The sequence below is a fragment of the Thermoleptolyngbya sichuanensis A183 genome (genome assembly GCF_013177315.1).
In the GTDB taxonomy this organism is placed as follows: Bacteria; Cyanobacteriota; Cyanobacteriia; order Elainellales; family Elainellaceae; genus Thermoleptolyngbya; species Thermoleptolyngbya sichuanensis.
In genome coordinates, this window is sequence record NZ_CP053661.1 from 706,429 (window position 1) to 730,574 (window position 24,146).

General features: G+C 57.5%; 22 protein-coding genes. 16 read left to right on the top strand and 6 right to left on the bottom strand.

The genetic code is table 11. The features are described 5' to 3' along the window. The first annotated feature begins 119 nt into the window (after nucleotides 1–119). From HPC62_RS03085 to HPC62_RS03100, 4 genes are all read left to right on the top strand, one after another. Nucleotides 120–2,264, top strand: a complete 2,145-nt coding sequence (locus HPC62_RS03085) for a tetratricopeptide repeat protein (protein WP_172353699.1) — start codon at nucleotides 120–122, stop codon at nucleotides 2,262–2,264. Nucleotides 2,265–2,538: 274 nt separating this feature from the next. Beyond that, on the top strand, nucleotides 2,539–3,429 hold the full coding sequence (argB, locus tag HPC62_RS03090) for an acetylglutamate kinase (protein ID WP_172353700.1): 891 nt from the start codon (nucleotides 2,539–2,541) through the stop codon (nucleotides 3,427–3,429). 34 nt (nucleotides 3,430–3,463) lie between these two features. Then, nucleotides 3,464–4,009 (top strand): hypothetical protein, encoded by a 546-nt coding sequence (locus HPC62_RS03095; protein ID WP_172353701.1) that lies wholly within the window; start codon nucleotides 3,464–3,466, stop codon nucleotides 4,007–4,009. Nucleotides 4,010–4,257: 248 nt separating this feature from the next. Then, on the top strand, nucleotides 4,258–4,929 hold the full coding sequence (locus HPC62_RS03100; RefSeq protein WP_172353702.1) for a HEAT repeat domain-containing protein: 672 nt from the start codon (nucleotides 4,258–4,260) through the stop codon (nucleotides 4,927–4,929). 93 nt (nucleotides 4,930–5,022) lie between these two features. On the opposite strand, the gene pheT is transcribed toward HPC62_RS03100, so the two are convergent. Then, the gene (gene pheT, locus HPC62_RS03105; protein ID WP_172353703.1) at nucleotides 5,023–7,485 is read right to left on the bottom strand and encodes a phenylalanine--tRNA ligase subunit beta; all 2,463 of its coding nucleotides are present in this window, start codon (nucleotides 7,483–7,485) and stop codon (nucleotides 5,023–5,025) included. A 516-nt stretch (nucleotides 7,486–8,001) separates the two neighbouring features. On the opposite strand from pheT, the gene HPC62_RS03110 reads away from it, so the two are divergent. Continuing rightward, nucleotides 8,002–9,645: a serine/threonine-protein kinase gene (locus HPC62_RS03110; RefSeq protein WP_172353704.1), complete on the top strand. Its 1,644-nt coding sequence runs from the start codon at nucleotides 8,002–8,004 to the stop codon at nucleotides 9,643–9,645. 63 nt (nucleotides 9,646–9,708) lie between these two features. After that, entirely contained in the window at nucleotides 9,709–9,999 is a 291-nt protein-coding gene (locus HPC62_RS03115) for a DUF3493 domain-containing protein (protein ID WP_172353705.1), read from the top strand. 72 nt (nucleotides 10,000–10,071) lie between these two features. Here the strand turns inward: HPC62_RS03115 and HPC62_RS03120 are convergent, their stop codons facing one another. Next, entirely contained in the window at nucleotides 10,072–10,827 is a 756-nt protein-coding gene (locus tag HPC62_RS03120) for a phycocyanobilin:ferredoxin oxidoreductase (RefSeq protein ID WP_172353706.1), read from the bottom strand. Between the two features lie 208 nt (nucleotides 10,828–11,035). On the opposite strand from HPC62_RS03120, the gene HPC62_RS03125 reads away from it, so the two are divergent. Further along, complete coding sequence (locus HPC62_RS03125) at nucleotides 11,036–11,845, top strand: serine/threonine protein kinase (protein ID WP_172353707.1); 810 nt, start codon at nucleotides 11,036–11,038, stop codon at nucleotides 11,843–11,845. A gap of 64 nt (nucleotides 11,846–11,909) precedes the next feature. Here the strand turns inward: HPC62_RS03125 and HPC62_RS03130 are convergent, their stop codons facing one another. The 3 genes from HPC62_RS03130 to HPC62_RS03140 form a co-directional block, all read right to left on the bottom strand. Then, nucleotides 11,910–12,947, bottom strand: coding sequence for a hypothetical protein (locus HPC62_RS03130; RefSeq protein ID WP_172353708.1), 1,038 nt, complete (start codon nucleotides 12,945–12,947; stop codon nucleotides 11,910–11,912). Between the two features lie 219 nt (nucleotides 12,948–13,166). Further along, nucleotides 13,167–14,036, bottom strand: a complete 870-nt coding sequence (locus HPC62_RS03135) for a glutamate--tRNA ligase family protein (RefSeq protein ID WP_205370378.1) — start codon at nucleotides 14,034–14,036, stop codon at nucleotides 13,167–13,169. A gap of 223 nt (nucleotides 14,037–14,259) precedes the next feature. Further along, entirely contained in the window at nucleotides 14,260–14,694 is a 435-nt protein-coding gene (locus HPC62_RS03140; RefSeq protein ID WP_172353709.1) for a hypothetical protein, read from the bottom strand. A gap of 315 nt (nucleotides 14,695–15,009) precedes the next feature. Here HPC62_RS03140 and sat point away from each other — a divergent pair, with 315 nt between their 5' ends. Further along, on the top strand, nucleotides 15,010–16,197 hold the full coding sequence (gene sat / locus HPC62_RS03145; protein WP_068510418.1) for a sulfate adenylyltransferase: 1,188 nt from the start codon (nucleotides 15,010–15,012) through the stop codon (nucleotides 16,195–16,197). A gap of 419 nt (nucleotides 16,198–16,616) precedes the next feature. Here sat and HPC62_RS03150 read toward each other — a convergent pair whose 3' ends face one another. Further along, a complete protein-coding gene (locus HPC62_RS03150; RefSeq protein ID WP_172353244.1) occupies nucleotides 16,617–17,930 on the bottom strand; it encodes an NF041680 family putative transposase in 1,314 nt (437 codons plus the stop codon). Nucleotides 17,931–18,075: 145 nt separating this feature from the next. Between HPC62_RS03150 and HPC62_RS03155 the strand changes: the two genes are divergently transcribed. The 8 genes from HPC62_RS03155 to HPC62_RS03190 all read left to right on the top strand — a co-directional run bounded on the left by HPC62_RS03155 (nucleotide 18,076) and on the right by HPC62_RS03190 (nucleotide 24,069). Then, nucleotides 18,076–18,651: a CPBP family intramembrane glutamic endopeptidase gene (locus HPC62_RS03155; RefSeq protein ID WP_172353710.1), complete on the top strand. Its 576-nt coding sequence runs from the start codon at nucleotides 18,076–18,078 to the stop codon at nucleotides 18,649–18,651. A 147-nt stretch (nucleotides 18,652–18,798) separates the two neighbouring features. Next, complete coding sequence (locus HPC62_RS03160) at nucleotides 18,799–19,041, top strand: hypothetical protein (protein WP_172353711.1); 243 nt, start codon at nucleotides 18,799–18,801, stop codon at nucleotides 19,039–19,041. Nucleotides 19,042–19,067: 26 nt separating this feature from the next. Then, nucleotides 19,068–19,556 (top strand): GNAT family N-acetyltransferase, encoded by a 489-nt coding sequence (locus HPC62_RS03165; RefSeq protein ID WP_225910603.1) that lies wholly within the window; start codon nucleotides 19,068–19,070, stop codon nucleotides 19,554–19,556. 183 nt (nucleotides 19,557–19,739) lie between these two features. Next, on the top strand, nucleotides 19,740–19,961 hold the full coding sequence (locus HPC62_RS03170; RefSeq protein ID WP_068510416.1) for a hypothetical protein: 222 nt from the start codon (nucleotides 19,740–19,742) through the stop codon (nucleotides 19,959–19,961). Nucleotides 19,962–20,146: 185 nt separating this feature from the next. Next, a complete protein-coding gene (locus HPC62_RS03175) occupies nucleotides 20,147–21,073 on the top strand; it encodes an RluA family pseudouridine synthase (protein ID WP_225906904.1) in 927 nt (308 codons plus the stop codon). Between the two features lie 600 nt (nucleotides 21,074–21,673). Next, nucleotides 21,674–22,192 carry a phycocyanin subunit beta gene (locus HPC62_RS03180; RefSeq protein ID WP_172353713.1) on the top strand — a complete coding sequence of 173 codons (519 nt, stop codon included), beginning with the start codon at nucleotides 21,674–21,676 and terminating at the stop codon, nucleotides 22,190–22,192. 130 nt (nucleotides 22,193–22,322) lie between these two features. Continuing rightward, on the top strand, nucleotides 22,323–22,811 hold the full coding sequence (cpcA, locus tag HPC62_RS03185; RefSeq protein WP_068510412.1) for a phycocyanin subunit alpha: 489 nt from the start codon (nucleotides 22,323–22,325) through the stop codon (nucleotides 22,809–22,811). Nucleotides 22,812–23,223: 412 nt separating this feature from the next. Then, nucleotides 23,224–24,069 carry a phycobilisome rod-core linker polypeptide gene (locus HPC62_RS03190; RefSeq protein WP_172353714.1) on the top strand — a complete coding sequence of 282 codons (846 nt, stop codon included), beginning with the start codon at nucleotides 23,224–23,226 and terminating at the stop codon, nucleotides 24,067–24,069. Nucleotides 24,070–24,146: the final 77 nt, after the last annotated feature.

Here is a 24,146-nt window from a genome sequence, read left to right on the forward strand (position 1 = left end):
GCTAAGGCGCTGCACTTAGTTGCACCAGCTATTGCACCAGCCTGTTAAAGCGTGGGACAAAGGGTAGGCTAAAGGTCGAGACGTAGGGTTTAGAGCAGGGTTCAGACAGAAGGTAGGGCATGACGAGAAACCGACAGGCATCAGGAGACGGGGAGGCAGACAAGGTGCGTCGCCTGCCCAGCCGTTCGCCTGCGTCCCAAAACGCTAGGACTCGTCGGGGCACGGCTCGGGGCGCCCGGCCCACAGATGCCCCGCCGCGAGAGCCAGGTCGGTATGAGTCGCGCAGTCGGTCTGCGCCTGCTCGGCGCGATCGCCCCTTCGTTGAAGGGATACAGTCGTCTGCTCAGCCCCCGCTGCGGGTTCTGTCCTCGACTCCGCGATCGCCCAAGGTTCAGACGCTCCCTGCTGTGCCTGCCGACCGCCGCAGGGACGAACCATCGGCGCAGCCCCGCAGTCCCTTGGTGCGATTTTTCACAAGCTGGCAGCTTTGGGTGTTGGTGGCGACGACGGGCTGCGTTGGAGCGGGCGTGCTGGCGGCGGCGCTGCTGTTCAAGCTGCCTGCTTTGCCCAACTGTCCGTCGATTTTCTGGCCGACGGCTTCGGCATCCCTGCGGATTTACTGCGCCCAGCTTGCGTCTAATAAGCAAACGGTGGACGACCTGCTAGAGGCGATCGCCCTGGTGAACACGCTGCCGCCCAACCACGCCATGCGTCCCGAAGCCGATCGCCACATCGCGCAGTGGTCAGACGATATCTTGAAACTGGCTGAGAAAGCCTTCCACAAGGGCGACCTTCAGGGGGCGATCGCCATCGCCGAGCGCATTCCCGACAACACACCCGCCTTTGCCCAAGTCGAGCAGCGCATCCAGTCTTGGAAAGAGACTTGGGCAACCGCCGAAGCCCTCTACAAGCAGGCAGAAGAAGCCCTGTTTGACGACGACCCCACCAAGGCCTTTGATCTGGCGGTGAAGCTGCTCGACGTGGACAACGAATATTGGAAAACCACCAAATATCAGGAAATGGTGGATTTGGTCACGGCCTCGCGGGAAGACGGCAAAAAGTTGGCTCAGATTCGCCGTATGGCGCGGCGTGGCGGTGCGAGTAACCTGCTAGAGGCGATCGCCTTGGTGCAGGAAATCAAGAAAACCAGCCCTGCCTATCCCGCGGCCCAGCGGTTGCTCAACAGCCTGGGCAAAGACGTGCTGAACCTGGCGGATGAATACCTGAATCGGCGCGACCTCCCCGGCGCGATGGATCTGGTTCGCAAGATTCCCGAAGGGGCGCGCGTGCAGGCAGAAATTCAGGACTTCACGGCGCTGGCCCAGGCGCGGGCCCAGGCATGGGACGGCAGCGCCTCGGATATCGAAGCTGCGATCGCCCAGGCGCTCCGCATTCGGCGCGATCGCCCGCTCTATGGCAAAGCCCAGCAGTTGATTAGCTATTGGCGTGTCGAGCTACAGGATCTAGTGCATCTGTCCCGCGCCCAGCAATATGCGGATTTGGGCACAGTGAGTGACTTGCGGGCGGCGATCGCCGAAGTCAACAACATTCCTCAAGGGAATCCTCGCAGCCGCGAAGCCCGCCGCCTAGCCAGCCGCTGGACCGCCGACATCGAGCTACGAGAAGACCGCCCCACGCTGACCCAAGCCGAGGAAATTGCCCGCGCAGGCGATGCCGACTCGCTGCAAGCGGCCATCAGCATCGCTCGCCAAATCGGTTCTGGTCGCGCCCTGTCTGCCGAAGCCCGCGATCGCATCCAAACCTGGCAGCAGCAGCTCGTCGCCCTGCAAGCGCCACCCCCTGTCGAACCGGTTCCTGTGTTTGCGTCGCGCCCGTCTGATCCGGTCGTGCTAGACAACGGTCTGCCGTCTACCCTCCGCACAGTGCCCGCGCCCTCACCTGCCAGCAGCCCTGATGAGGGCAACCCGCGAGATTTCGCGTCCGTCGATCGCTCGACGCTCCAGCTTGCCCAGAGCGCTGCCAGCGCCGGTACGCCCTCCATGCTGATTTCTGCGATTCAAACCGCAGATCGAATTCCCACCAGCAGCACCCAGCGCCCCGAAGCCGATCGCCTGATTGCCGAATGGAGCGATCAGGTCTTGCAAATTGCCCAGCAAACCGCCGCCGAGAGCCTAGAAGGGGCGATCGCCATTGCCAAAGGCATTCCCCCCCGCACCCCCGCCTACGCGCCAGCCCAGCTTTGGATTGAGCAGTGGCGACAGCAATCGCTCAATGCCAACACGGTTCAGTTCCCGAACCCGTAGTCCGCCGCAGCGAACAGCAAAAGGCGCAACACTTCCCAGCCCCAATCTGCTATAAACTGCTTTCAAATCAAATAGGACTTACACACTTGCGATTAAACTTTCTGGGTTTTGGACGATTTCTCGCGGACGCAGCCCGCGAGAAATCATCCAACTGCGTAAGCCCTATCAAATTTTCCCATCAGAACTTGAGGGGTGTGCAGGTTGGGTTCTTTGATCAGCCTGGCCCAAAGTTCTAAATTCTTGCCTCCTGACCTCCTAACCCTCAACCTCAGACATGCTGACCAGCGAATATATTGAAAAAGCCGAAGCCACTCGCGTGCGAGTCCTCAGTGAGGCCCTGCCCTACATTCAGCAGTTTGCGGGGCGCGTCGTGGTGGTGAAGTATGGCGGCGCAGCCATGAAAGATAGCAACCTCAAGGAAACCGTCATCCGCGATATTGTGTTTCTCTCCTGTGTGGGGTTGCGGCCCGTGGTGGTGCATGGTGGCGGCCCCGAAATCAACACCTGGCTGGACAAGCTGGGCATTGAGGCGCAGTTCAAAAACGGGCTGCGCGTCACCGATGCGGCCACGATGGACGTGGTAGAGATGGTGCTGGTGGGCCGGGTGAACAAAGAACTGGTAGCCTTGGTGAACCAGGCGGGCGGCTCGGCGGTTGGGCTGTGCGGCAAAGATGCAAACCTGATCAAAGCGCGACCCCAGGGCGAAGAGGGCATCGGCTTTGTGGGCGAAGTGCAAAGCACCGATACCAAGCTGATCGAGGCGCTGGTGCGCGAGGGCTATATCCCCATCGTGTCTAGCGTGGCCGCAGACGATAGAGGGCAGGCCTACAACATCAACGCCGATACAGTGGCGGGGGAACTGGCGGCTGCGCTGGGGGCCGAAAAGCTAATCCTGATGACCGACACACCGGGCATTTTGAAAAACTACCACGACCTTTCGACGCTGATTCCCCGGCTGGATATCCAGGAAGCGCGGCGGCTCATCGAGTCGGGTATTGTCTCCGGCGGCATGATTCCCAAGGTCAACTGCTGCGTGCGATCGCTCGCCCAAGGGGTCAAGGCAGCCCACATCATCGACGGTCGCTTGCCCCACGCCCTGCTGCTGGAGATCTTTACTGACGCGGGCATTGGCTCTATGCTAGTTGCCTCAGACTTTATGGGATAGGTTGGAATAGGCATGGGATAGGTGCAGCACAGGTATGGTGGCAAATCCAGAAGCGCTGGAGCGGGCCAGGGCGCTCTTCCAGGCTGGCAAGCAAAATTTTGAAAGCGGGCGCTATCGCGAATCGGTGGAATGCCTGGAGAAGTCGGCGGCGCTGGTGGAGCGGGGCGGCAAGCTGGGCGGCGAGGTGCAGATCTGGCTGGTGACGGCCTACGAGGCTGCAGGACGGGCCGATGCGGCGATCGCCCTCTGTGAGCAACTGGTGCGCCATCCCGATGTGAAGACCCGCAAGCAAAGTCGCCGCCTGCAAGCCATCCTGACCGCGCCGCGCCTGCGGACTCGCCCCGAATGGCTGACCCAGATTCCCGACTTGGGCGGGTTGGAAACCGCCAGCGCTGAAGATCAGAAGGCCTACGCCGTGCCCAATCGCCCCAAGCCGTCGCGCCCGAAGCCACGCCCCAAGCCCGATCCAGAGCCGATTGATCTGAGCCAGGTTAACACCAAAGACAACTCGTTTGTGTGGCTGTCCCTGGGGGCGATCGCCCTGATTGTGGCGGGACTCCTCCGGTTCGGCTATGCCTGAGCCAGAAGCCCTACGCCGATCCCCAGTCTCGCAAATCGCGCAATAGCGAGAAATCGCCAGAAACCTACTGAAAAGCTACCGGACGCTTGAACCCACACCCGCAATTCGCAAAATCGCCAATCCAAAATCGTCAATCCAAAATCGCCAATCTAAAATCCAAAATCAACACGACGCACTGGAGCGGATTGGCAGCCCCGCCACCGAAAAACTCCGCTATCATAAAGTTAATAATTCGTAACAAAACTGCCATGAGTCAACTCAGCCTGGAGCAGATCAAGACCCAACTCGACAGTCCCAAGTCGAGCGATCGCATGGTCGCCCTGGCCATGCTGCGCGACGTGCCTCCCGAATCCGCTGTGCCGCTGATTCTCAAGGTGCTAGATGACGAAAGCCTACAAGTGCGCTCAATGGCCGTGTTTGCCCTGGGGATCAAGCAGACCGACGAGTGCTACCCCATCCTGGCGCAGATTTTGGAAAACGACCCCGACTACGGCATCCGCGCCGATGCGGCTGGGGCGCTGGGCTACTTGGGCGACTCTCGTGCCGTCGAGCCATTGCTGCGGGCATTTTACGAAGATACCGACTGGCTGGTGCGCTTTAGCGCCGCCGTATCGCTGGGCAATCTGCAAGACCCCCGTGCCCGCCATGCCTTGCTGCAAGCGCTGGAGAGCGATGAGGTTGTGCTGCATCAGGCGGCGATCGCCGCTCTCGGCGAACTGCAAGACCTAGAAGCGGTCGAGGCGATCCTGCGATTTGTGGACTCGCCCGACTGGCTGGTTCGTCAGCGCCTCGCCGAAGCCCTGGGCAACCTGCCCACCCCCAAGAGCATTGCTGCGCTGCGATACCTGCTGCGCGACAGCCACCCCCATGTGTCGGACGCGGCGGCGCTGTCGTTGCAAAAGCTGGAAGCAGTGGAGTGAGGAAGAGAGAAGAACGAAGAACGAAGAGAGAAGAACGAAGAGGAAAGGGTTTTCGGTTTTCGTTCTTCCTTTTTCGTTCTTCTTTTTTTATCTTTAGCTCCGCAAGCTCACCTGGAACTTCTCTTGGAGCGCTTCGCGGACTTTCTGATGAACCGGCTCGATGTCTTCGTCCGTTAGCGTGCGATCGCTCGCCCGGTAGACCAGTCGAAATGCCAGACTGCGCTTGCCTTCGGGCACTGACTCGCCGCGATATTCATCAAACAGTTCTACCGAGTCGAGCAGTTTGCCTGCCGTCTTGCGAATTGCCCGCTCAATTTCCGCAACTGAAAACTGTATGGGCGCAAAGAACGCCAGATCTCGGTCGGAGGCTGGATAGGCGGAGTAGGGCTTGAAGATCGGCGTAATCCTGGCTTCGTCAGACATATCTTCCAGCAGCAAGTCCAGGTCTAGCTCGAAGGCATAGACCTCATCCGGCAGTCCCCGGCGCTGGCGTTCTTGGGGGTGGATCTGTCCAAACGTACCCAGCCGCTCGCCCTGCACCCACAGCGAGGCCGTCCGTCCGGGATGCAGCAGCGGGTTCCGCCGATCGGGCTGAAATTCAACCGCTATGCCAAGCTGTCGAAACGCGCTCTCTAACACGCCCTTGGCCTCAAACCAGGTCATCGGCTGTTCGCGGCCGCTGCGAACCCAGCGCCCGACCGACGCATCACCGCCCATGATTCCCGCGAGGCGATCGCCCTCATATAGCCCGTCCTCTTCGCGCCAAAACACACGCCCGATTTCGTAGGCATTGAGCGCCCCGTTGCCCTGCTCCAGATTGTACTGGAAGGCATCGATCAGCGCCGTCAGCATTTCAGTCCGCAGCGCAGAATATTCCACAAACAGCGGATTGCTGAGGGCAATCTGGTTGTCGCCGTCCGGCTTCACCAGCGAATAGTGAATCACCTCCGTCAGCCCCACCGCTTTGAAGGCATGGTGAATTTGCCGCGTTAGCGCGTAGTCGGGCGACAGGAAGCCCAGTTCGGTCTTGGCAGGCAGCGTATCGCAGAAGTTGTTGTAGCCGTAAACCCGCGCCACTTCCTCGATCAGATCGATTTCGCGTTCCAGATCTCGGTGACGATAGGGCGGCACGCTCACTCGCCACACGTCGCCCGCCGCCGAAATCGGGGTGAGTTCGCAGCCCAGCGCCGTCAAAATCCGCTCTACCTCGGTGGGCGGCAAGTCGCCAATTTCGCCTTCGCCCGGACGCGCCTCTTTGTCTAGTTCGATGGGGCCAAGCACTTGGTTTAGCCGCTCCAGCCGCAGTTCAATCGTGCGCGTTGCCATTGCGCCGCCCGGCCGAGCATCCGCCACCGTTTGTATGTCCACCGTGCCGCCCGCCAGTTCCCCCAGCAGCGCCAGGGCCCGCCGACAGGCCAGTTCGAGTTCCGCAGAATTTACGCCGCGCTCGTAGCGGGCCGAGGCTTCGGTGCGGAGTCCCTGCGATCGCGCTGATCGACGAATCGCCACCGAGTCAAACACTGCCGCTTCTAGCACCAGATTCGTCGTATCGGCATAAACTTCGCTGTTTTCACCCCCCATCACGCCTGCCAGCGCCACGGGCTGGTCGTTGGCGGTGATCAGCAGGGTTTGATCCGTCAGCTTTCGCGCCTGGCTATCCAGCGTGGTCAGGGTTTCGCCGTTGCGGGCAAAGCGCACGCCCAGCGTCAGATCCGAAGAACCCGCAATCGCACGCAGGCGATCGCCATCAAAGGCGTGCAGCGGCTGCCCCCACTCCAGCAGCACGTAGTTGGTCACGTCCACCACGTTGTTAATCGGACGAGTTCCCGCTGCCTGGAGCCGCCGTTGCAGCCATTCGGGAGAAGGGGCGATCGCCACGCCTTTGATCACCGTCCCCATGTAAATCGGGCAGGCCCCCGGCTCCGAAATCCGCAGCGCCAAATCTTTTCCACCGGACTTTACAGGCAATTCGGGCACCTCCGACAGCTTGAGTGTTGCACCCGTCAGCGCCGCCACCTCCCGCGCAATGCCCACCATGCTCAGCGCATCGGCCCGGTTTGCCGTAGAAGTCAGGTCTAAAATCACATCGTCCAAACCCAGCAGCGGACGGGCATCCATGCCCACCTGAAGCGAGTCCTGCGGAAAGATATGAATCCCTTCTGACTCCTTCGCCAGCCCCACCTCTGCCAGCGAACAAATCATCCCTTCCGAGGGCACATCCCGGAGCTTCCGGGGGCGAATCGTCAGGTCAATTATCGGCAGGTGCGTCCCCAGCGTCGCCACGGGCACGTAGATATCTGCCCGCACATTGGCCGCGCCGCAGACAATCGTGGAAGGTGCGTCGGCTCCAATGTCCACCGTACACACGCTCAGCTTGTCGGCATTGGGATGGGGCTGACGCTCCAGCACGCGACCCACCACCACGCCATCCGCCCAAGTGCGGCGATCCTCAATCTCTTCGACTTCAAACCCCGCCATCGTCAGCATATCCGCCAGCGCTTCTGGAGATACGTTGATATCGACTAGCTCTCGCAACCAGTTCAGAGAAATTCGCATCGCCTACCGTGCCTTTTTGCCCAGCAAAGATTAACGTGATCGAAATCTAATCCAGTCCAGCCCCGGCACGGCTCCATCCAGACATTAATCCCAGTGGAGCGACTGATAAACCGCCAAATCTCGTGCCTCGGCCCTCCCAATTCTACCGCCCGGTTGCCTCGGAACGCGCTTCTACCCCCTAGCACATCCATCAACAATCTGTTAAACAATCTATAGAAGCTAAATGCTTTTACCCGCTGCATCTCGCCCATCTAGCAGTCTTGGCAACATCTCGCTTGGATGCTTCGTCAGTGCTTTAGACTAGACGCTTGGGCGAATTGCTACCTGCTGACTCCGTGCATCTATGGATATTTACTGGGGCTTCAAGCGAATCAGCGTGATCTTTAGCAAGTCTTCAAGGGTTTCCCCGAGAGAACTGCACTCTACCTTCATGCTCTTGGGCCGATAATTGTAAAAGAGGTGCATGTTCTCACTATGAGATATACGCCCGGCGGTCAACCTAACGAGTGATGCCGAATGAGCTACTGCTTAAATCCTGCCTGTCCAAAACCAGAGAATCTGACTCATACTGAGCTGTGTCAGGCCTGTGGCTCCAAGCTGCTGTTGCGCGATCGCTATCGGGTAGTGCAGTCCCTGGGGCATGGCGGGTTTGGAGCCACGTTTCTGGCCAAGGATGAATCACTTCCCGGTAGTCCCCATTGCGTGATCAAGCAGCTTCGTCCTGTTGCCTCCTCGCCCCATGTGTTACAAATGGCACGGGAGCTGTTCCGCCGAGAAGCCAAAACACTAGGTAAAATCGGTAACCACCCCCAAGTGCCTCGACTGCTCGACTATTTCGAGGCGAACCAGGAGTTTTACCTAATCCAGGAATATATCAGCGGCTCCACCCTCCAGCAAGAAGTGAAGCAAAATGGCCCCTTCAGCGAAGCGGGGGTCAAGCAGTTTCTCAGCGAAGTGCTGCCGATGTTGCAGTACGTGCATTCCCAGCAGGTGATTCATCGCGACATCAAGCCTGCCAACCTGATTCGTCGCACTCAAGATAAAAAGCTGGTGCTGATCGACTTCGGCGCGGTAAAAGATCAGGTCAACCCTGTGCGGGCCGGCGCAACGGAGCAGACTGCCCTGACGGCCTACGCCATCGGCACTCCCGGCTATGCCCCGCCAGAGCAAATGGCGATGCGTCCGGTCTATGCCAGCGATATCTACGCGCTGGGCGTGACCTGCATTTACCTGCTGACGGGCAAAGCGCCGAAGGATATGGACTATGACCCGACCACCGGCGAAATTCTATGGCGCGAACAGGTTCACATCAGCGAACACTTTGCGGGCGTATTGCAAAAGATGCTGGAGGTTTCCGTTCGCCATCGCTATCAGAACGCAGGAGAAGTGCTGCGGGCGCTGGATCTAGAGCCATACCTCGACAGCCTAGCCCAGAGCATGGTCAAGCCTGTACGGCCTTCTGCCCGTCAGCCTGAGGTTTCGCCCCATCATTACATACCCTCTGGTGACCTCAGCGGCGACCTCTTCCCCTCTTCGCCTTCTGCCCGTATGGCGGCCGCGATTCGCGCACGGCAATCCAAGTCCGGCGGAGATTCTGGCGGTTCGCCCTACACGGGTGGTCATCGCCGCACCGCCATCCAAAAGCCTGTCTCCGTCACCACGATCGAGCGAGGTCGGGGCGCATCGGGCGGCAGCAGCGGCAGCTCTGGCGGACATCTAGCGCTGATGCCCAAACTGCGAGCGGATGAGTTGCTGAACGACTACGCCAAGGGTAAGCGCGACTTTACCTCCCGCGACCTGAGCCAGTTGAACCTGTCTAAGGTCGCGCTGACGGGGGCAAACTTTCACCAGTCCAAACTGCATAAGGCGAACCTCCAGGGCGCAAACCTGTTTAACACGGATTTTGGTCGAGCCAGTCTGAATCAGGCGATTCTGAAAAACGCAAACTTGGCGCGGGCCTATCTTAGCCATGCGGATTTGCAGGGAGCAGATCTGCGGGGGGCAGACCTGAGCTATGCCTATCTGAGCAACGCCAACCTGCGGGGGGCGAACCTTTGCGGCGCGGACCTGACCGGAGCCAAGATTAGCGACGAACAACTGGCGCTGGCGCGAACCAACTGGGCGACAGTTCACCCCAGCGGCAAACGAGGGCTATGGTAGATAGGCGGGGCCCATCACGCCCGCTGAGTTTTACCTGAACAATTGCTAGGGTGGTGAATAGCCATGACAGATCGGTTGCGGGAGCGGGGCGAGAAGCTGAAAGAGCGTGATCCAGAAGCCTATGCTCGGCTAGTAGCAGAATCAAAAGCACCCTATCGTGGGCTGCGACAGTTTGTCTATCTGGCGTTTGGCGCGTCCGGGCTAATTGGCGCGTTCATTTTTGCCACGCAGTTTGCAGCCGGGCGGGGAGACAGCGACACACTGCCTAATCTGGCGCTGCAATTGGGACTGGTGGCGCTGATGGTGTGGCTCTTTCGGCTGGAACAGAAGGCTGCCGCTCGTCGGCGGGGATAACGGGTTTTGACGACGCTGCATAGTTTGTGCAGTTTGTGCATAGTTTGCATAGTGTGCTGTTGAGCTGCGCTGCTACCTTGTGGGCAAGTCGAATAGCACCGTGGTCATGTAGCGTTCTGCCCAGTCTTCGCCAAAGGCTTTTTCTAGCACGCGGCGGGTTTTGTCGTTTTGCTGCTGCTGGGCGCAGTAGTGCTGCTGTCCGGCCAGGATTTCAGACTGCTTTTCGGGGGTGGCCGGAGTGGCGATCGCCCGTTTACAGTGAATCTTCAGGTAGGCTTCGACGCGATCGAGAAACTGCTGCTGTTCATCCTCCGACTCTGGGCGGATAAACAGGCAATAGCTGGAAAAAATCGTGCCCCAGGTGGGGAAACTGCGCGTCTGCGAAAACTGGAGCGGCGGCAGAGATTCCAACTCGCCCACGTAGCTGCTGGGCAGGCTGCGATCGCCCCGCACGGGAGACAGATCGGCGATCGCCATGCTCACCTGGCCGCGCCCACCTACCAAATCTGCGCCAAACATGGGCAGATCATAGTCCGAACGGGGAAACATAACACAGTGTAGGATATCTAGCCCCGTGCCCAGCTTCGCCAGTTCTAGATGCAGCTTGCGAAACTGCGGCGTTTGGTAGCAGTGATTTTCGATCACCAGACGCTCGCCCTCTAGTCGTCCTTCTACGTAGCCCAGATCTTCGGGCAGGCGATAAGGCGACAAGTCCAGATGAGTTTGCCATACAGCCTCGATCCGATCTGCCAGGGCGCGAATCAGGGGATGCTGTTGGTGGCGGATCGAGTCGGACTGGGGAGCGGGCGATGGAACGGAAAAAGACATGGTGGTAAATCGTGATGACAGGTGTCGAGAGGCGGCTCTAGAGATAGGCTTGAAGTTAAGGTTTCGCTCTAAGGCTTTGCAGAGAAAACTTTTCAGTGGCGCTACAATTGGGCGGCATACCGGGCAGCATACTGGATGGTATGTTGGGCGGCAGGTTCAGCCATAGGCAGCGCCCCGAACGAACATTCATCACCTCAACTTTTGTATTATGTCAGGTCAGATACTTGGCGATCGTTACGAAGTGGAACAGCAACTCGGCAAAAAGTCTGGCCGCTGGACGCTGCTGGCCCGCGATCTGATGACCCATGAACCCGTCATCCTCAAGGTCGTGTTTATTGACGAAAACCTTGGTCCCGATGACCTCAAGCTGTTTACCCGCGAGGCCGATGCGCTGCAAGTGCTGGCCCATCCTGCTACGCCGCGCTACCTGGGCTATTTTGAAATCGACCTGCCTCGCGGCGGAAAGGCCCTGGCGCTGATTCAGAGCTATTTGCCGGGAACCTCGCTCGATAAATACCTCAAGGCCGAGCGCACCCTCAGCGAAGCCGAAGCCAAACAGGTTGCGCGGAAGGCACTGGAAATTTTGCAATATCTGCACGCGCAGCAGCCGCCCATTGTGCATCGAGACATCAAGCCCAGCAACGTGCTGCTGTCGGACGATGAAGGGGCGATCGCCACTCAGGTCAACCTAGTCGATTTTGGCTCCGTCAAGTCTCTTGCCTCTGCGGATGGCACCACCTTTAGCATCGTTGGCACTGAAGGCTACGTTGCGCCAGAGCAAATCGGTCGCCGCGCCATGACCGCCTCCGATCTCTACAGCCTGGGCATGACGTTGGTCGTCGGCATGACCGGAATCGAACCCATGAATCTGCCCCACCGGGGACTTCGCATCGATCTGGCTCAGTGCCTCCAGTGCAGCCCCGACTTTGCCACTTGGCTGAAGCAAATGACCGAGTCAGACGTAACCCAGCGATTTCGCACGGCCGATGCGGCGCTGGCGGCTCTGCCCACGGGGTAGAGGGGAGGGGATTTTGGATTTTAGATTGGGGATTTTGGATTTTGGATTGGGGATGGACTCGGACTTAATCCACGTAACCCAGCCACAGCAGACCCATCAGCGCCAGCAGCGACCCAATCGCAAAGACCCCCATGCCGCCTGCAAAGCTCAGAAAACGGCGCGTATTGATAGGTCGCCTGCGATAGAGCCAGAACGCCGCCAGCCACGCTGCCCCGCTGGCAAGAAAAATTGGCAGATGGCTCCCAAACGAGCCACTGCCCACCGGGATGCCCATAAAGCTTAGGAGGTAAGCACCCGGCGACTGCGCCAGCAGGCTAAACAGCGACACCCCCGCCAGCAGGCTCACAATCAGACGCATCACCGGGCCAAAGGGGAAATAGAGCAATGCCGCTGTGCTGATCCAGGTGCCGATGCCAGCGGCGATCGCCAGCCCATGCGTCAGCCATTGCCACTGGTCGTCGGAAATGCCAACCCCATACACTGTTTCCAGCAAAACTCGCCCAAAATAGTTAGCCACCAGCATTGCCATCCCCATGCCACAGGCAAAGCTGGCAATGCCCTTGGCCCAGCGCCCCGGACTACGCCACGCCCCTAGCGCCACCAGCACCCCGCCCGCCAGCGACAGTCCCAGCCCCAGCCCAATCAGCCCCAGGTCTCGCAGAGACATCAGCAGGTTAATGCCCCAATAGTGCCACCGCAGCCCGTTCAACTGTGCCGCGCTCAGCTCTAGGTCGCCCTGCAAGGTGTAGCGGTATTGCAGCCCACGCACAAAGTCCATCCCTGCTTCGCGGCATGAAACCGTCCGACCTGCATAGGTTGCGCCACAGTCCCCCAGTTCAGCAGGAAATGCTGGGCTATAGCTCCAGGTCAGGTCGAGCGGCTGTTCGGCCAGAGCAGCGCTGCACTGCCACTGGGCCGCACCCTGGGTGCAGTCAAAAATGCGGTTGGGCAGGTGGATCGGCCGGCCGGCGCGGGGCTGAATCTCGATGCTGGCAAAGGGCGTGTAAGCCAGCGTGGGCGATTCGCGGATCAGCAGCGCCACCAGCGCCACCGACAGAACGAGCCAAAGGGCGATCGCCCGCTTCAGCGAAAACCGGGGCATGGGGCATAGCTCCTTGAACAAGACGGTTGGACTCAAGAAGGAATACGGGCAGGTCTATCGATGCACCCAGATGAGCTAGAGTTCCGCTCGATCGCCGATCATAGCCCGCTTCTCATGTTTACCGTACAGGAAGTACGCCTTGTCAGTGAAGGATTATCGTTGCGCTGCTCAGAGCCGGAACTTTCCCCATTGCTGAGAGGCCTGGCTTTGAGTTCAAAGCTACAGGAACAGTTCCCACGATTCTCGAATGTGTTCTGGGGTAATGCCCTGTTGCCGGAGCGATCGCAGGCTGCGGGCCCCGTCGCGTTTTGCCAGTCGCTTGCCTGCTGCATCGCGCACTAAGGGACAGTGATAGAATGCCGGAATTTCCCAGCCCAGTGTGCGATAGAGCAAAATCTGCTTGGCGGCGGAAAGCAGCAGGTCTTCGCCGCGCACCACTTCGGAAATCGCCATTGCGTGGTCGTCGGTCACGACGGCCAGGTCATAGCTGGGCAGCCCGTCTCGCCGCCACACCATGAAGTCACCAAAGTCCTGCCCTGCAATGAAGCGCTGTGGGCCTAGATGTTCGTCTATAAAGGCGATCGCCTCGCCATCGGGCACACGAAATCGCCAGTTCACCTCGCCGGGTTCCGTTGCCACTTCCCACGTTGCAGGACGCAATTTGACGGGAAAGATCACTTCGCGATCGCCCTCATGGGGCGCACGGAGCGCATTGGCCACGTCTTTACGAGAGTGGGGACTGGGATAAATTGCGCCGAGATGGTTCAACTGCTGCCAGGTTTGGTGGTAGAACGACTGGCGATCGCGCTGCCTGTAGGGCTGAAATGGGCCGCCTACGTCGGGCCCTTCTTGCCAGCAAAAGCCAAACCAGACCAAATCTTCCAGCAAATCGTCAGCATATTCGGGTTTGCAGCGATTGCGGTCGAGGTCTTCGATTCGCAAAACCAGCACGCCGCCATGCTGCACAGCCCGCTGCTGCGCCGTCCAAAACGTTTTGGCATGACCCAAGTGCAGGTGCCCGGTGGGTGTCGGCGCGAGTCGCCCGCGATAGGCATGGGTCAATGGCAACACCGCAAATGAATCATCCACTTCCAACAAGGGCAGGACTTATGCACTTGCAATCAGCTTTCTAGGTGTTGGAGGATTTTTCGCGGGCGCAGCCCGCGAAAAATCCTCCAACTGCGTAAGTCCTAAAGGAAAATGGTAAACCCGAAGGCGCAATGTCCGCGGTGAATTCTCATGATGAATTCTCACGATGAATTTTCGCTATGAATTCTTGCGATGAATTCTGATGAATTCTACAGACTCAGCCTCACGTTGCCAGCAGGCGCATCTGCACTCGAACCGTTCCATTCTCCTGAAACTGGAACTGGAACAACCGAGACTCCGCTGTGCCGCTCTTGGGTGGTGTTCCGCCTAGACCTTGTGGAACGTCCAAGATGCATTCGTACTGATTCTCTGCACTTGGAACAGGACAGCCCAGCGTGTTTACAAAGGCTTCCAGGTTGTCCGCAGGCATCACAAAATTGACGTGGGCAATATATTCAATGTCTGTCGGAATGGGGCCGAGCAGCCCGCTAAAGTTCACCTCTGGCGTAACGCCGTAGGGTAGGGGAACCCCAATCATGCGTTCCGTCAGGTTGCGGGGCGATCGCCAGGGAGCCGCGCCCGCGGCCCATCCCAGCAGCACTATCGTCCCCAAAGCAAGCGTTCCGCAACCAATGGCAATCTTTTGAAGGCGGTTCATTCAGATTTCACCTCACGTATGGATTCTGAATAGCTAGAACAGTTTCGTAGACATGGCAGCAATAGGATGGGCGATCGCCCTAATTCGATCTTCCTAAATAAACTCGCATGTCTGGATATTGCTCAAAAAAAGCGACCGTTTCCATAATCCTGCCAGCATAGCCGCCGCACTCCATCACTCGATTATGCGGCATGGCTTTGGAGAGGATCTGGGGGCTAAGGGGGACTGGGAGGAGCCAGCGGGCAATTCAAATGCGATCGCCCCTGCTGGTAGGATGAAGGCTAGTAGCAAATCTAAAAAAAACCTAAAGCAGTCATGACTCACTTCCCCGATCCGGCCCCTGCCCACGGCGGGACGTTGATTAACCGAATCTGCACTCCAGAGCAGCGGCAAGAGTTTTTGGATAAAGCCGACTTTTTGCCCCGGCTCCGGCTCGATGAGCGGGCCGTGTCAGATTTGGAGCTAATCGCGATCGGCGGCTTTAGCCCCCTAACGGGCTTCATGGAGCAGGCAGACTATCAGCGCGTGGTCGATGAAATGCACCTGGCCAATGGGCTGCCGTGGTCGATCCCAATCACGCTGTCGGTGACGGAAGAAGAAGCCACGCCGCTGAAAGAGGGGATGTTGGTGCGGCTGGATGACTCTCTGGGGCGGTTCGTTGGCGTGCTGCAACTGACGCAAAAGTACACCTACGACAAGGTTCACGAGGCGCTACATGTCTATCGCACCAATGAAGAAAAGCATCCCGGTGTAAAGGTGGTTTATCGCCAGGGTCCGGTGAACTTGGCCGGCCCGGTGTGGCTGCTTCAGCGCGATGCCCATCCACGGTTTCCCACCTATCAAATCGACCCGGCTGAGTCGCGGGCGCTGTTTCGAGATAAGGGCTGGAAAACGATCGTCGGCTTCCAGACCCGCAACCCCATCCACCGGGCCCACGAATACATTATCAAATGCGCGATGGAAGTGGTGGACGGGCTGTTTTTGCATCCGCTGGTGGGCGCAACCAAAGAGGACGACATTCCGGCAGACGTGCGGATGAACTGCTACGAGATCATGCTGGAAAACTACTTCCCGAAGGATCGAGTGATTCTGGCGATCAACCCGGCTGCGATGCGCTATGCCGGCCCTAGAGAGGCGATTTTCCACGCGCTGGTGCGGAAAAACTACGGCTGCACGCACTTCATCGTGGGGCGCGATCATGCGGGCGTGGGCGACTATTACGGAACCTACGACGCACAGTATATTTTCGACGAATTTGACCCGCTGGCGCTGGGCATCACGCCGCTGAAGTTTGAACACGCCTTCTACTGCACCCGCACCAACCAGATGGCGACCACCAAAACCAGCCCCAGCACGCCCGAAGAGCGGATTCACCTATCGGGAACAAAGGTGCGGGAAATGCTGCGAAACGGACAACTGCCACCGCCGGAGTTTTCTCGTCCGCTGGTGGCGGCTGAACTGGCGCGGGCAATGCAGATTCCGCAGCCGTCGTTTGAGATTTAGGTGGGGCTTAGCATTGGATGAATTTAGGTTGCACGTGGTTTGGATTGTCAAAGAGGCAGATGGGGCTTTTCGATGAGGGGTTCCTATCTTCAACTTGCTGACCAAGGCCGGAATGCCGCCTGGCGCTATTTGGTCGGTATATTAATCACGATTTTTGTTTGGATAGCCGGCAGCGTATTGTTCGCGCTGCCGATCTTCATCGGGCTGATTCAGCCAGAGTCCCCTTTCGGTCTTACGCTAATGCTGCTTCCTTTCGGCCTGTTGCTTGCTAGCTCGTTGATGGCTGTGGGGCTACTTCATCAGCGTCTTTAGTTTGGACTAACTGGCATCACAATAATGCTCAACAGGATGCCATAAAGAATCTGCTCAACCGTTCATAACAGTTGAACTTAAGGAATTGGATACAATCCTGCTCGCAGTTAAGCTGCTGTTGCAACCGGACTGTTCAGGGATTGTTCGGATGTCTTGCGTTTCGAGGCTCGTTTTTTGACCATCGGATAGCAGGGACGAGGAGTTGGCTTGTGCCCCTTGCCTCGTCCTGGCGATTTACCACGAGGTTTAGGCGCAGGAGCAGGGGTGCCAATCGCTGCCAAAATGCCTGCAAACGCTTGTGCGACCCGACCCGGAGTCAACGTTTCTTGCGGTGCCTGCCAGGGCAAGGGGTGGTCAGTACAGTCCTTTCGCGCTAACCACAACTGCCAACTGAGCAACGGCATCAGGCTGCTCCACTGTTCGGTTGCCGATACAGAACTGAACTGGGGATGTGTCCAATATAGCCTCTGCTTGGCAAAGCGATACCAGTGTTCAATGGCAAAGCGACGGAGGTAGTGCAACCACAGGGTTTCTAACGGAGGCATCTGCTCACCCAGCCAAACTAACCACAAAGGAGCCAAGCGTCGCGTGCTGCTCTGTGTCTCCAGCACCTCCACGCGCAACACTTCCATTGCCCGTTTGGGGGATTTGCGGAAATGGTATGCACTCCAACGACTGACCCGCACTCGTCCCCAGTTGGGATCATCGACTTCAACGGTTTCGACCGGGACACTCCAAGTGTCAGGGTCATTGAGTTTCATCTTATGTCCATGCTTGGCAGGTGCGCCTCGCCCTCGATACGCTGGGGGCGCGCCATAGACACATCGATTGGATGTAACCCGCAGCAGCAAGTCTGCCTCAATCCCTGCCGTTTGGTTGACAAAACTGGCATTGCCGTACCCTCGGTCGTAGATCGCCAACGGACGCACCGCTAACTGCCGAGTCACTTGTTTGAGTTGGAATGCCGCTTTACTGGCGGGTGTTTCAAAGCTGGTGATGCGCTCATGCCGCAATGGTAATGCCCAACTGCCCCTGTCTTCAGCAATCCAGGCTAAGGTACTGTAGTTTTGTCCGGCTATCGGGGCATGTCCTGTTCTGCCTGATAAGGTGCGGTCTTTCAAACGCCTGGCAGCAGGACGGTTCCACCGACTCGCATCACCTGCCAACAACGGTTGCTGCTGAGTCGGTATCTGCTGCACCAACAGCTTCAGCACCTTTGATCGGGGTAGGCGGCTATCGCGCAACGCTTCATAGGTGCTCGACCACTGGCGACGAAAGACAGGACTCTGCGATAGCCTCACAAACGACACGATGCACGCACTCACTAACACGGCATCCATCAGATCAAACAGGGCATCTCTGGCGTTTCCCAAGCTGGCATACAACGTTTGGCGAAATTGCTGAAGTTCGTTGAAAATCATGGGGTCAATGTTGGTTGTACTTCATTGACCTTACGGCAGTCGGTGCTTCTCATTGACTGCCTTCCTCTTCACCATTAGTCCAAACTAAAGTCAGCGTCCGAGTGCAACACTTATAGGGCCGCTTGGCAGAATTAGCTGGCCGCAGGTGTGGCGTGGGTTTATTCTGTTTTTCTTGCTAGCGGCGATCGCCACGATAGTCGAGGCATTGCTCCACCCTGGACGCTACAGTCTGAACCCCAGTTTTGTGGTTACCCTGCCTAGTCTTTTAGTTGGCCTTGTGCTGATTCCCATCCAAACCAGTGCTGAGGAAGTTTTTTTTCGAGGCTACCTCCTACAGGGCTTGGGACGACTGACGCAGAACTGGTTGCTACTAAGTGTTGCGAATGGCATTCTGTTTACCCTGCCCCATCTCTCTAATCCAGAGGCTGAAGGACAGCCTTGGCTAGCGGCGTTGAACTGGTTTGCGGCTGGCGCGTTTTTAACGCTAGTCACCCTGAGGAGTGGCAGCCTGAATCTGGCGCTGGGGATTCATGCAGCGTTTAATCTATTTGCGTTCGGTGTTGCGGGTTATCCCAATGCTGCGTTGCCGCTATTTTCCCTCTTCAAAGCCTCTACTCTAGATGCAAGGTTTGCTTTGGGGTCCTTTTTGATTTGCTGTGTAGTGGCTCACTGGTTATTGTTCCGGTGGCGAGGTATTATGGCTGAGCCTTCTTACCGCTGAACTGAGCGTTATCTGACCATTCACAAGGCTTTAGTTGCAGAGTCTTAGTCCTCTGAACCTTGGGTCAGAGCAGCAGTCAAGCTTGGTCTTCCTCTGCTGACTATGATGTTTAGAGATGTTAGGCAGAAATAAGGGGGTAGATGAGAGATGTCTGTTTTTCGTCAATACATTGCGCCGCTGCTGGTGGTGTTGATGTTTGTGCTGGCGCTGGTGGTGGTGAGCGTCCGCATCTTTTTGCCCGAAGATATGGCTGCGCCTGCGCCAATTGAAGCAGTAGAGCAAGTCGGGTTGGGCGGTTCCGACGACGTGGCAGATCTGGGAACGGCTTCCTCGCTGGATGTGCTGATTCATGGGCTGCCGGATGAAGCGGCGATCGCCCCGGCAAGCTAAGCAGTTGCAACCCGTTCTGATAACCCGTGCTTGACACTGCTGACCTGTGCCCCGGATATCTGATTTACCGCAGCACTGGGGTTGATCGAGCGCTGCTGGTTAAGTTTATGCAGCGCACCTACTGCGAACTGTTTCCTGGCGAAGGGTTTGACCATCTCGCGTACACCGTCGAGCAATATTTCTCTGGCGACACGCCGCTGTGGTGGGTGCGGTCTCATGCGGATGCGAACCTGCGAATTCCCGATCCGGTGGCTTGTTTGTGGATGGGCAGCGCGGTCGATCAGGTGCGGGGCGATCGCCACGCTCACATTTTCTTGCTCTATGTCTCGCCAGAGCATCGTCGCCGGGGAATTGGCACCGCCCTGATGCGGCAAGCTGAAGACTGGGCCAGGCTGAGGGGCGATCGCCAGATGGGGCTGCATGTGTTCTGCCAAAACCAGCCTGCCCAACGGCTATACGAATCGCTGGGCTTTGTGCCGCAGTCGATCTGGATGGTCAAGCTGCTCGACCGCTAGGCAGCGGGAAGGGTTGAGGTAGAGGGGCAGATTTGGGATTTTAGATTTGGGGCTTCGGTTGCGGGTGGAAGCATCAAGAGCGCTATGCGAGACTGATGTAGGTCAATTGGCGATCCAAAATCGTCAATCTAAAATCCAAAATGAATTATTTAAGTCAGATTGATGCAAGCAGGAGAACACCCCATGACCCCTACCGAAATTAACTGCGCCGAAGCGTGTAAAAACGGCTGCGTTCTGGGCGATCGCTGTCCCAATCAGGAATATCGCAACCAGGCGTCGCAGTTTATCGAAACCACGTCGCTGGATAAGATGCTGGAAATGGCAGAGGAAGCGCTGCGCCGCAAAGCGATGGAGCCGCCCAAGTGGGTTTTCCCAGAAGATGGAATCGGCCCGGATGTTGAGTAAGATACCTGGCATTGATGGGGACAGCCTGCGGAGGCACTGTGGATAACCGTCCGAGCAATGATTCAGGCGATTTTGACAATGAAGCGGTTGACGATGAAGCGTTTGACGATGAAGCGTTTGACGACCCGGAGCTAGCGCCCCAAGGCATTGATGCAGCCGTCGATGTAACCGCCGATGTAGCCGATCTGGAGCTAGTGGTGGATGCGGGAATCGGTAGGGGCGATCGCCTCGATCGCTATCTCGCAGCCCGTTTGCCCGATCTGTCCCGCGCCCGCCTGCAAAAGCTAATCGAGCAGGGGCAGGTGCGCGTCAACGGGGTTCCCTGCACGTCCAAAAAAGCGGAGGTTCAGGGGGGCGATCGCCTCACGGTGTCTATTCCGCCTTCTGAGCCGATGACGCTCCAAGCCGAAGCCATTCCCCTCAATATCCTGTTTGAAGACGCACACCTGATTATTGTGAATAAGCCCGTGGGTCTGGTGGTGCATCCTGCGCCAGGCCACACCACGGGGACGCTGGTGAATGCGCTGCTAGCGCACTGTCCCGACTTAGCGGGCATTGGCGGCGTGCAGCGGCCAGGCATCGTGCATCGGCTGGATAAAGACACCAGCGGTGCGCTGGCGATCGCCAAGACCGATCAGGCGCATCAGCGTTTACAGGCTCAGTTCAAAACCAAAACCGCCCGACGCACCTATCTGGCAGTAGTCTACGGTGCGCCCAAGGCAGATGCGGGTACCGTGGACGCGCCCATTGGTCGTCATCCGGTAGATCGCAAAAAAATGGCGATCGTGCCGGAAGATCGCGGCGGGCGACGCGCCGTGACCCACTGGCAGGTGGTCGAACGCCTGGGCAATTACACGCTGATGCAATTTGACCTGGAAACGGGGCGCACGCACCAGATCCGTGTCCACAGCGCCCACCTGGGGCATCCGGTGGTAGGCGACCCGGTCTACAGCGGCGGCAAATCTGTCGGCGTGAACTTACCGGGGCAGGCGCTCCATGCCTGGAAGCTGCGGCTGTATCACCCGATTTCTGAGAAAGAGATCGAGGCGATCGCCCCTCCGCCGGACTCTTTTGCGACGCTTTTGCGCGTTTTGCGGCAGCGTTTTGTGTGACAAATCTCAAATTAGCGAAGGACTTGTTTACATTGCTTAAAATTATGAGTACACTCAGACCGCCCTCAGAGAGTATTTATACCTTTGTCCAGGCAACGGTTTTCAGAATTCTTAAGAGAATCTAAAATGCCAAATTCTGCTTCTATGAGGAGTTGGCAGGCGCGAAAATGTAAACAAATGTGCCGGAAATGATTTGCAGAAATATGCCGCAAAGCTTTGCCTGTCAAGCCTTTGCGGGCATATCTGAGCGGTTCTATGCAATTTAATAACTTGTAACAAGTAAATGGGTTAACCGCATTGTATAAAGAGATTCGGAAGGGTACAAACCACAGACAGAGTACGACAATTCGCTGGTTTGCCAGGTTCTAAACCTTCTCATCTAACTGTGAAGTTTTTCTCGGATTTATGAGAAGCGCCTTGCGTCCGGGAAGATGAGTTCAGCGGCTAAGCCGTTCTCTCTCATCTGTGGGAGCCTTTCCAAGCTGCATGTGTCGCCGTGTTAACTCAGCACTGCTATCCATCAGCAACAGTGAAGACTGGGCTACCTTTCATCCAGTTTTTAAGACCGAACTCAACCAAAACGATTAGGAGATTGAGTCCATGTTAGATGCTTTCGCTAAAGTCGTTTCCCAGGCTGACACGAAGGGAGAGTTTCTGAGCAGCGCCCAACTCGACGCTCTGAGCAACGTAGTCAAGGATGGCAGCAAGCGTCTGGATGCCGTTAACCGCATGACCAGCAACGCTTCCACCATCGTTGCAAACGCTGCACGCTCTCTGTTTGAAGAGCAGCCCCAGCTGATCCAGCCCGGTGGAAATGCTTACACCAACCGTCGTATGGCTGCTTGCCTGCGCGACATGGAGATCATCCTGCGCTATGTGACCTATGCAACTCTGGCGGGTGACTCCAGCGTTCTGGATGACCGCTGCCTGAACGGCTTGCGCGAAACCTATCAAGCGCTGGGCGTGCCCGGTGGTTCTGTGGCTGCTGGCGTTGCCAAAATGAAGGACGCCGCAATTTCCATCGTCAACGACCCCAACGGCATCACCAAGGGTGACTGCTCTGCGCTGGTGTCTGAAATTGCCAGCTACTTCGATCGCGCTGCTGCTGCGGTTGCGTAATTTGGCTTTGGTGATGGGCTGGTGCTGTCCTGTGCAGCCTCAGGCTCTAGCCTACAGTTCTCGGCTCCGTGCCGACGGTTTTCAAAATACTCAAGGACAACTTTAGGTTTTTTAGGGAGATATCTCGACTATGAAGACCCCGATTACTGAAGCGATCGCCGCAGCAGATACCCAAGGCCGTTTCCTCAGCAACACCGAGCTGCAAGCTGTTAACGGTCGCTTCGAGCGTGCCGCTGCCAGCATGGAAGCTGCTCGTGCGCTGACCAATAATGCTCAGCAACTGATCGACGGTGCTGCAAATGCCGTGTATCAGAAGTTTCCCTACACCACCCAGATGCAGGGCGCAAACTTTGCCTCGGATTCTCGCGGCAAGTCCAAGTGCGCTCGTGACATCGGCTACTACCTGCGGATCATCACCTACTCGTTGGTTGCAGGTGGCACCGGCCCGCTGGATGAGTACCTGATCGCTGGTCTGGATGAAATCAACCGCACCTTCGATCTGTCTCCCAGCTGGTATGTGGAAGCTCTGAAGTATATCAAGGCGAACCACGGTCTGTCTGGTCAGGCTGCAAACGAAGCTAACACCTACATCGACTACGCAATCAACGCCCTGAGCTAGTTGATTGTGCTTGCCCGGAAAGGTAAGCAATTGCTGGTTCACGACTGGCAGGGGTTTACCTTTCCGGGCATTGTTATATCTGTGCGCGAGATTTGGGTGGGTGATGTCTAAGTTGCAGGATCTGAACGAAGCTTCTGCACTGGGCTATACCTAGTCTGATCTGTTCGCACCAATTTGCGATTGAAGCTTCTGTGTTTATTTCGACGCGCTTGTGGCAACGGCGGAAGCAGTCTGGGAACGCAGGCGATCAGAACCGGTGAAGTTCTGCTGGTTCAGGCTTCTGAGATTTTTGTTCTGGCGTTCGTTCTGGCCTGATGGATTGGTTTTCCGCATTGGGCGCTGAGCTTTGAGCACCCTCTCGTCACAAGGGCTTTTCAAAACCGAGTGCCAGTTTTAGGAGGAGGGATTTGAGATGAGCGGTCTGGTTGCGGCAGATCGATTAGGCATTACTGCGTTTTCGCCGAGCGATCGCGTAGAACTGCGTCCAAACTGGACAGAAGACGACGTGCAGGCTGTGATTTGGGCAGCCTATCGTCAAGTGCTGGGAAATGATCACCTGATGGCAAGCGAACGTCTGACCAGCGCAGAGTCGCTCTTGCGCCAGGGGCAGATCAGTGTCCGCGACTTTGTGCGGGCGATCGCCCAGTCTGAACTGTATAAGGAGAAGTTTTTCTATTCCAATCCCCAGGTTCGATTCATCGAACTGAATTACAAGCATCTGTTGGGCCGCGCACCCTACGATGAGTCCGAGATCGCCTTCCATGTTGACCTGTATGACCAGCAGGGCTATGAGGCAGAGATTAACTCCTACCTCGACTCGACGGAATATCAGGAAAGCTTTGGCGATTCAGTCGTGCCGTCCTATCGCGGGTTCAACTCGCAGCGGGGGCAAAAGACCGTCGGATTTACGCGCATGTTTCGGCTGTACCGGGGCTATGCCAACAGCGATCGCGCTCAGTATGGCAAGAACCGCCCCCGGCTGACGCAGGAAGTGGCTCGCAACCTGCCTATGCCGATCCAGCCGCCTTCCACAGGCCGCGTCAGCGAGTTTGTCGGAGCCGGAGCTGGGTTGGTGGGTGCAGCAGCGGGCGATCGCGACCAGCTCTATCGAGTCCGCTATACCCAGTCCGTTGCCAGCGGACGGGCCCCTCTGCGGCTCAGCAATCGCGACCTGCTCGTTTCCTACGATCAGCTTTCCACGCGCCTCCAGCAGATCAATCGCGCAGGCGGTCGGGTGCTTAGCATCAGCGCCGTCTAGGGTTCAGGGTAGCCTCAAGAATCGCCCGCTACCCGTTTGAGTTCCGGTTTCTAGTGGTTGGGGTTTGGGGTCAGCTT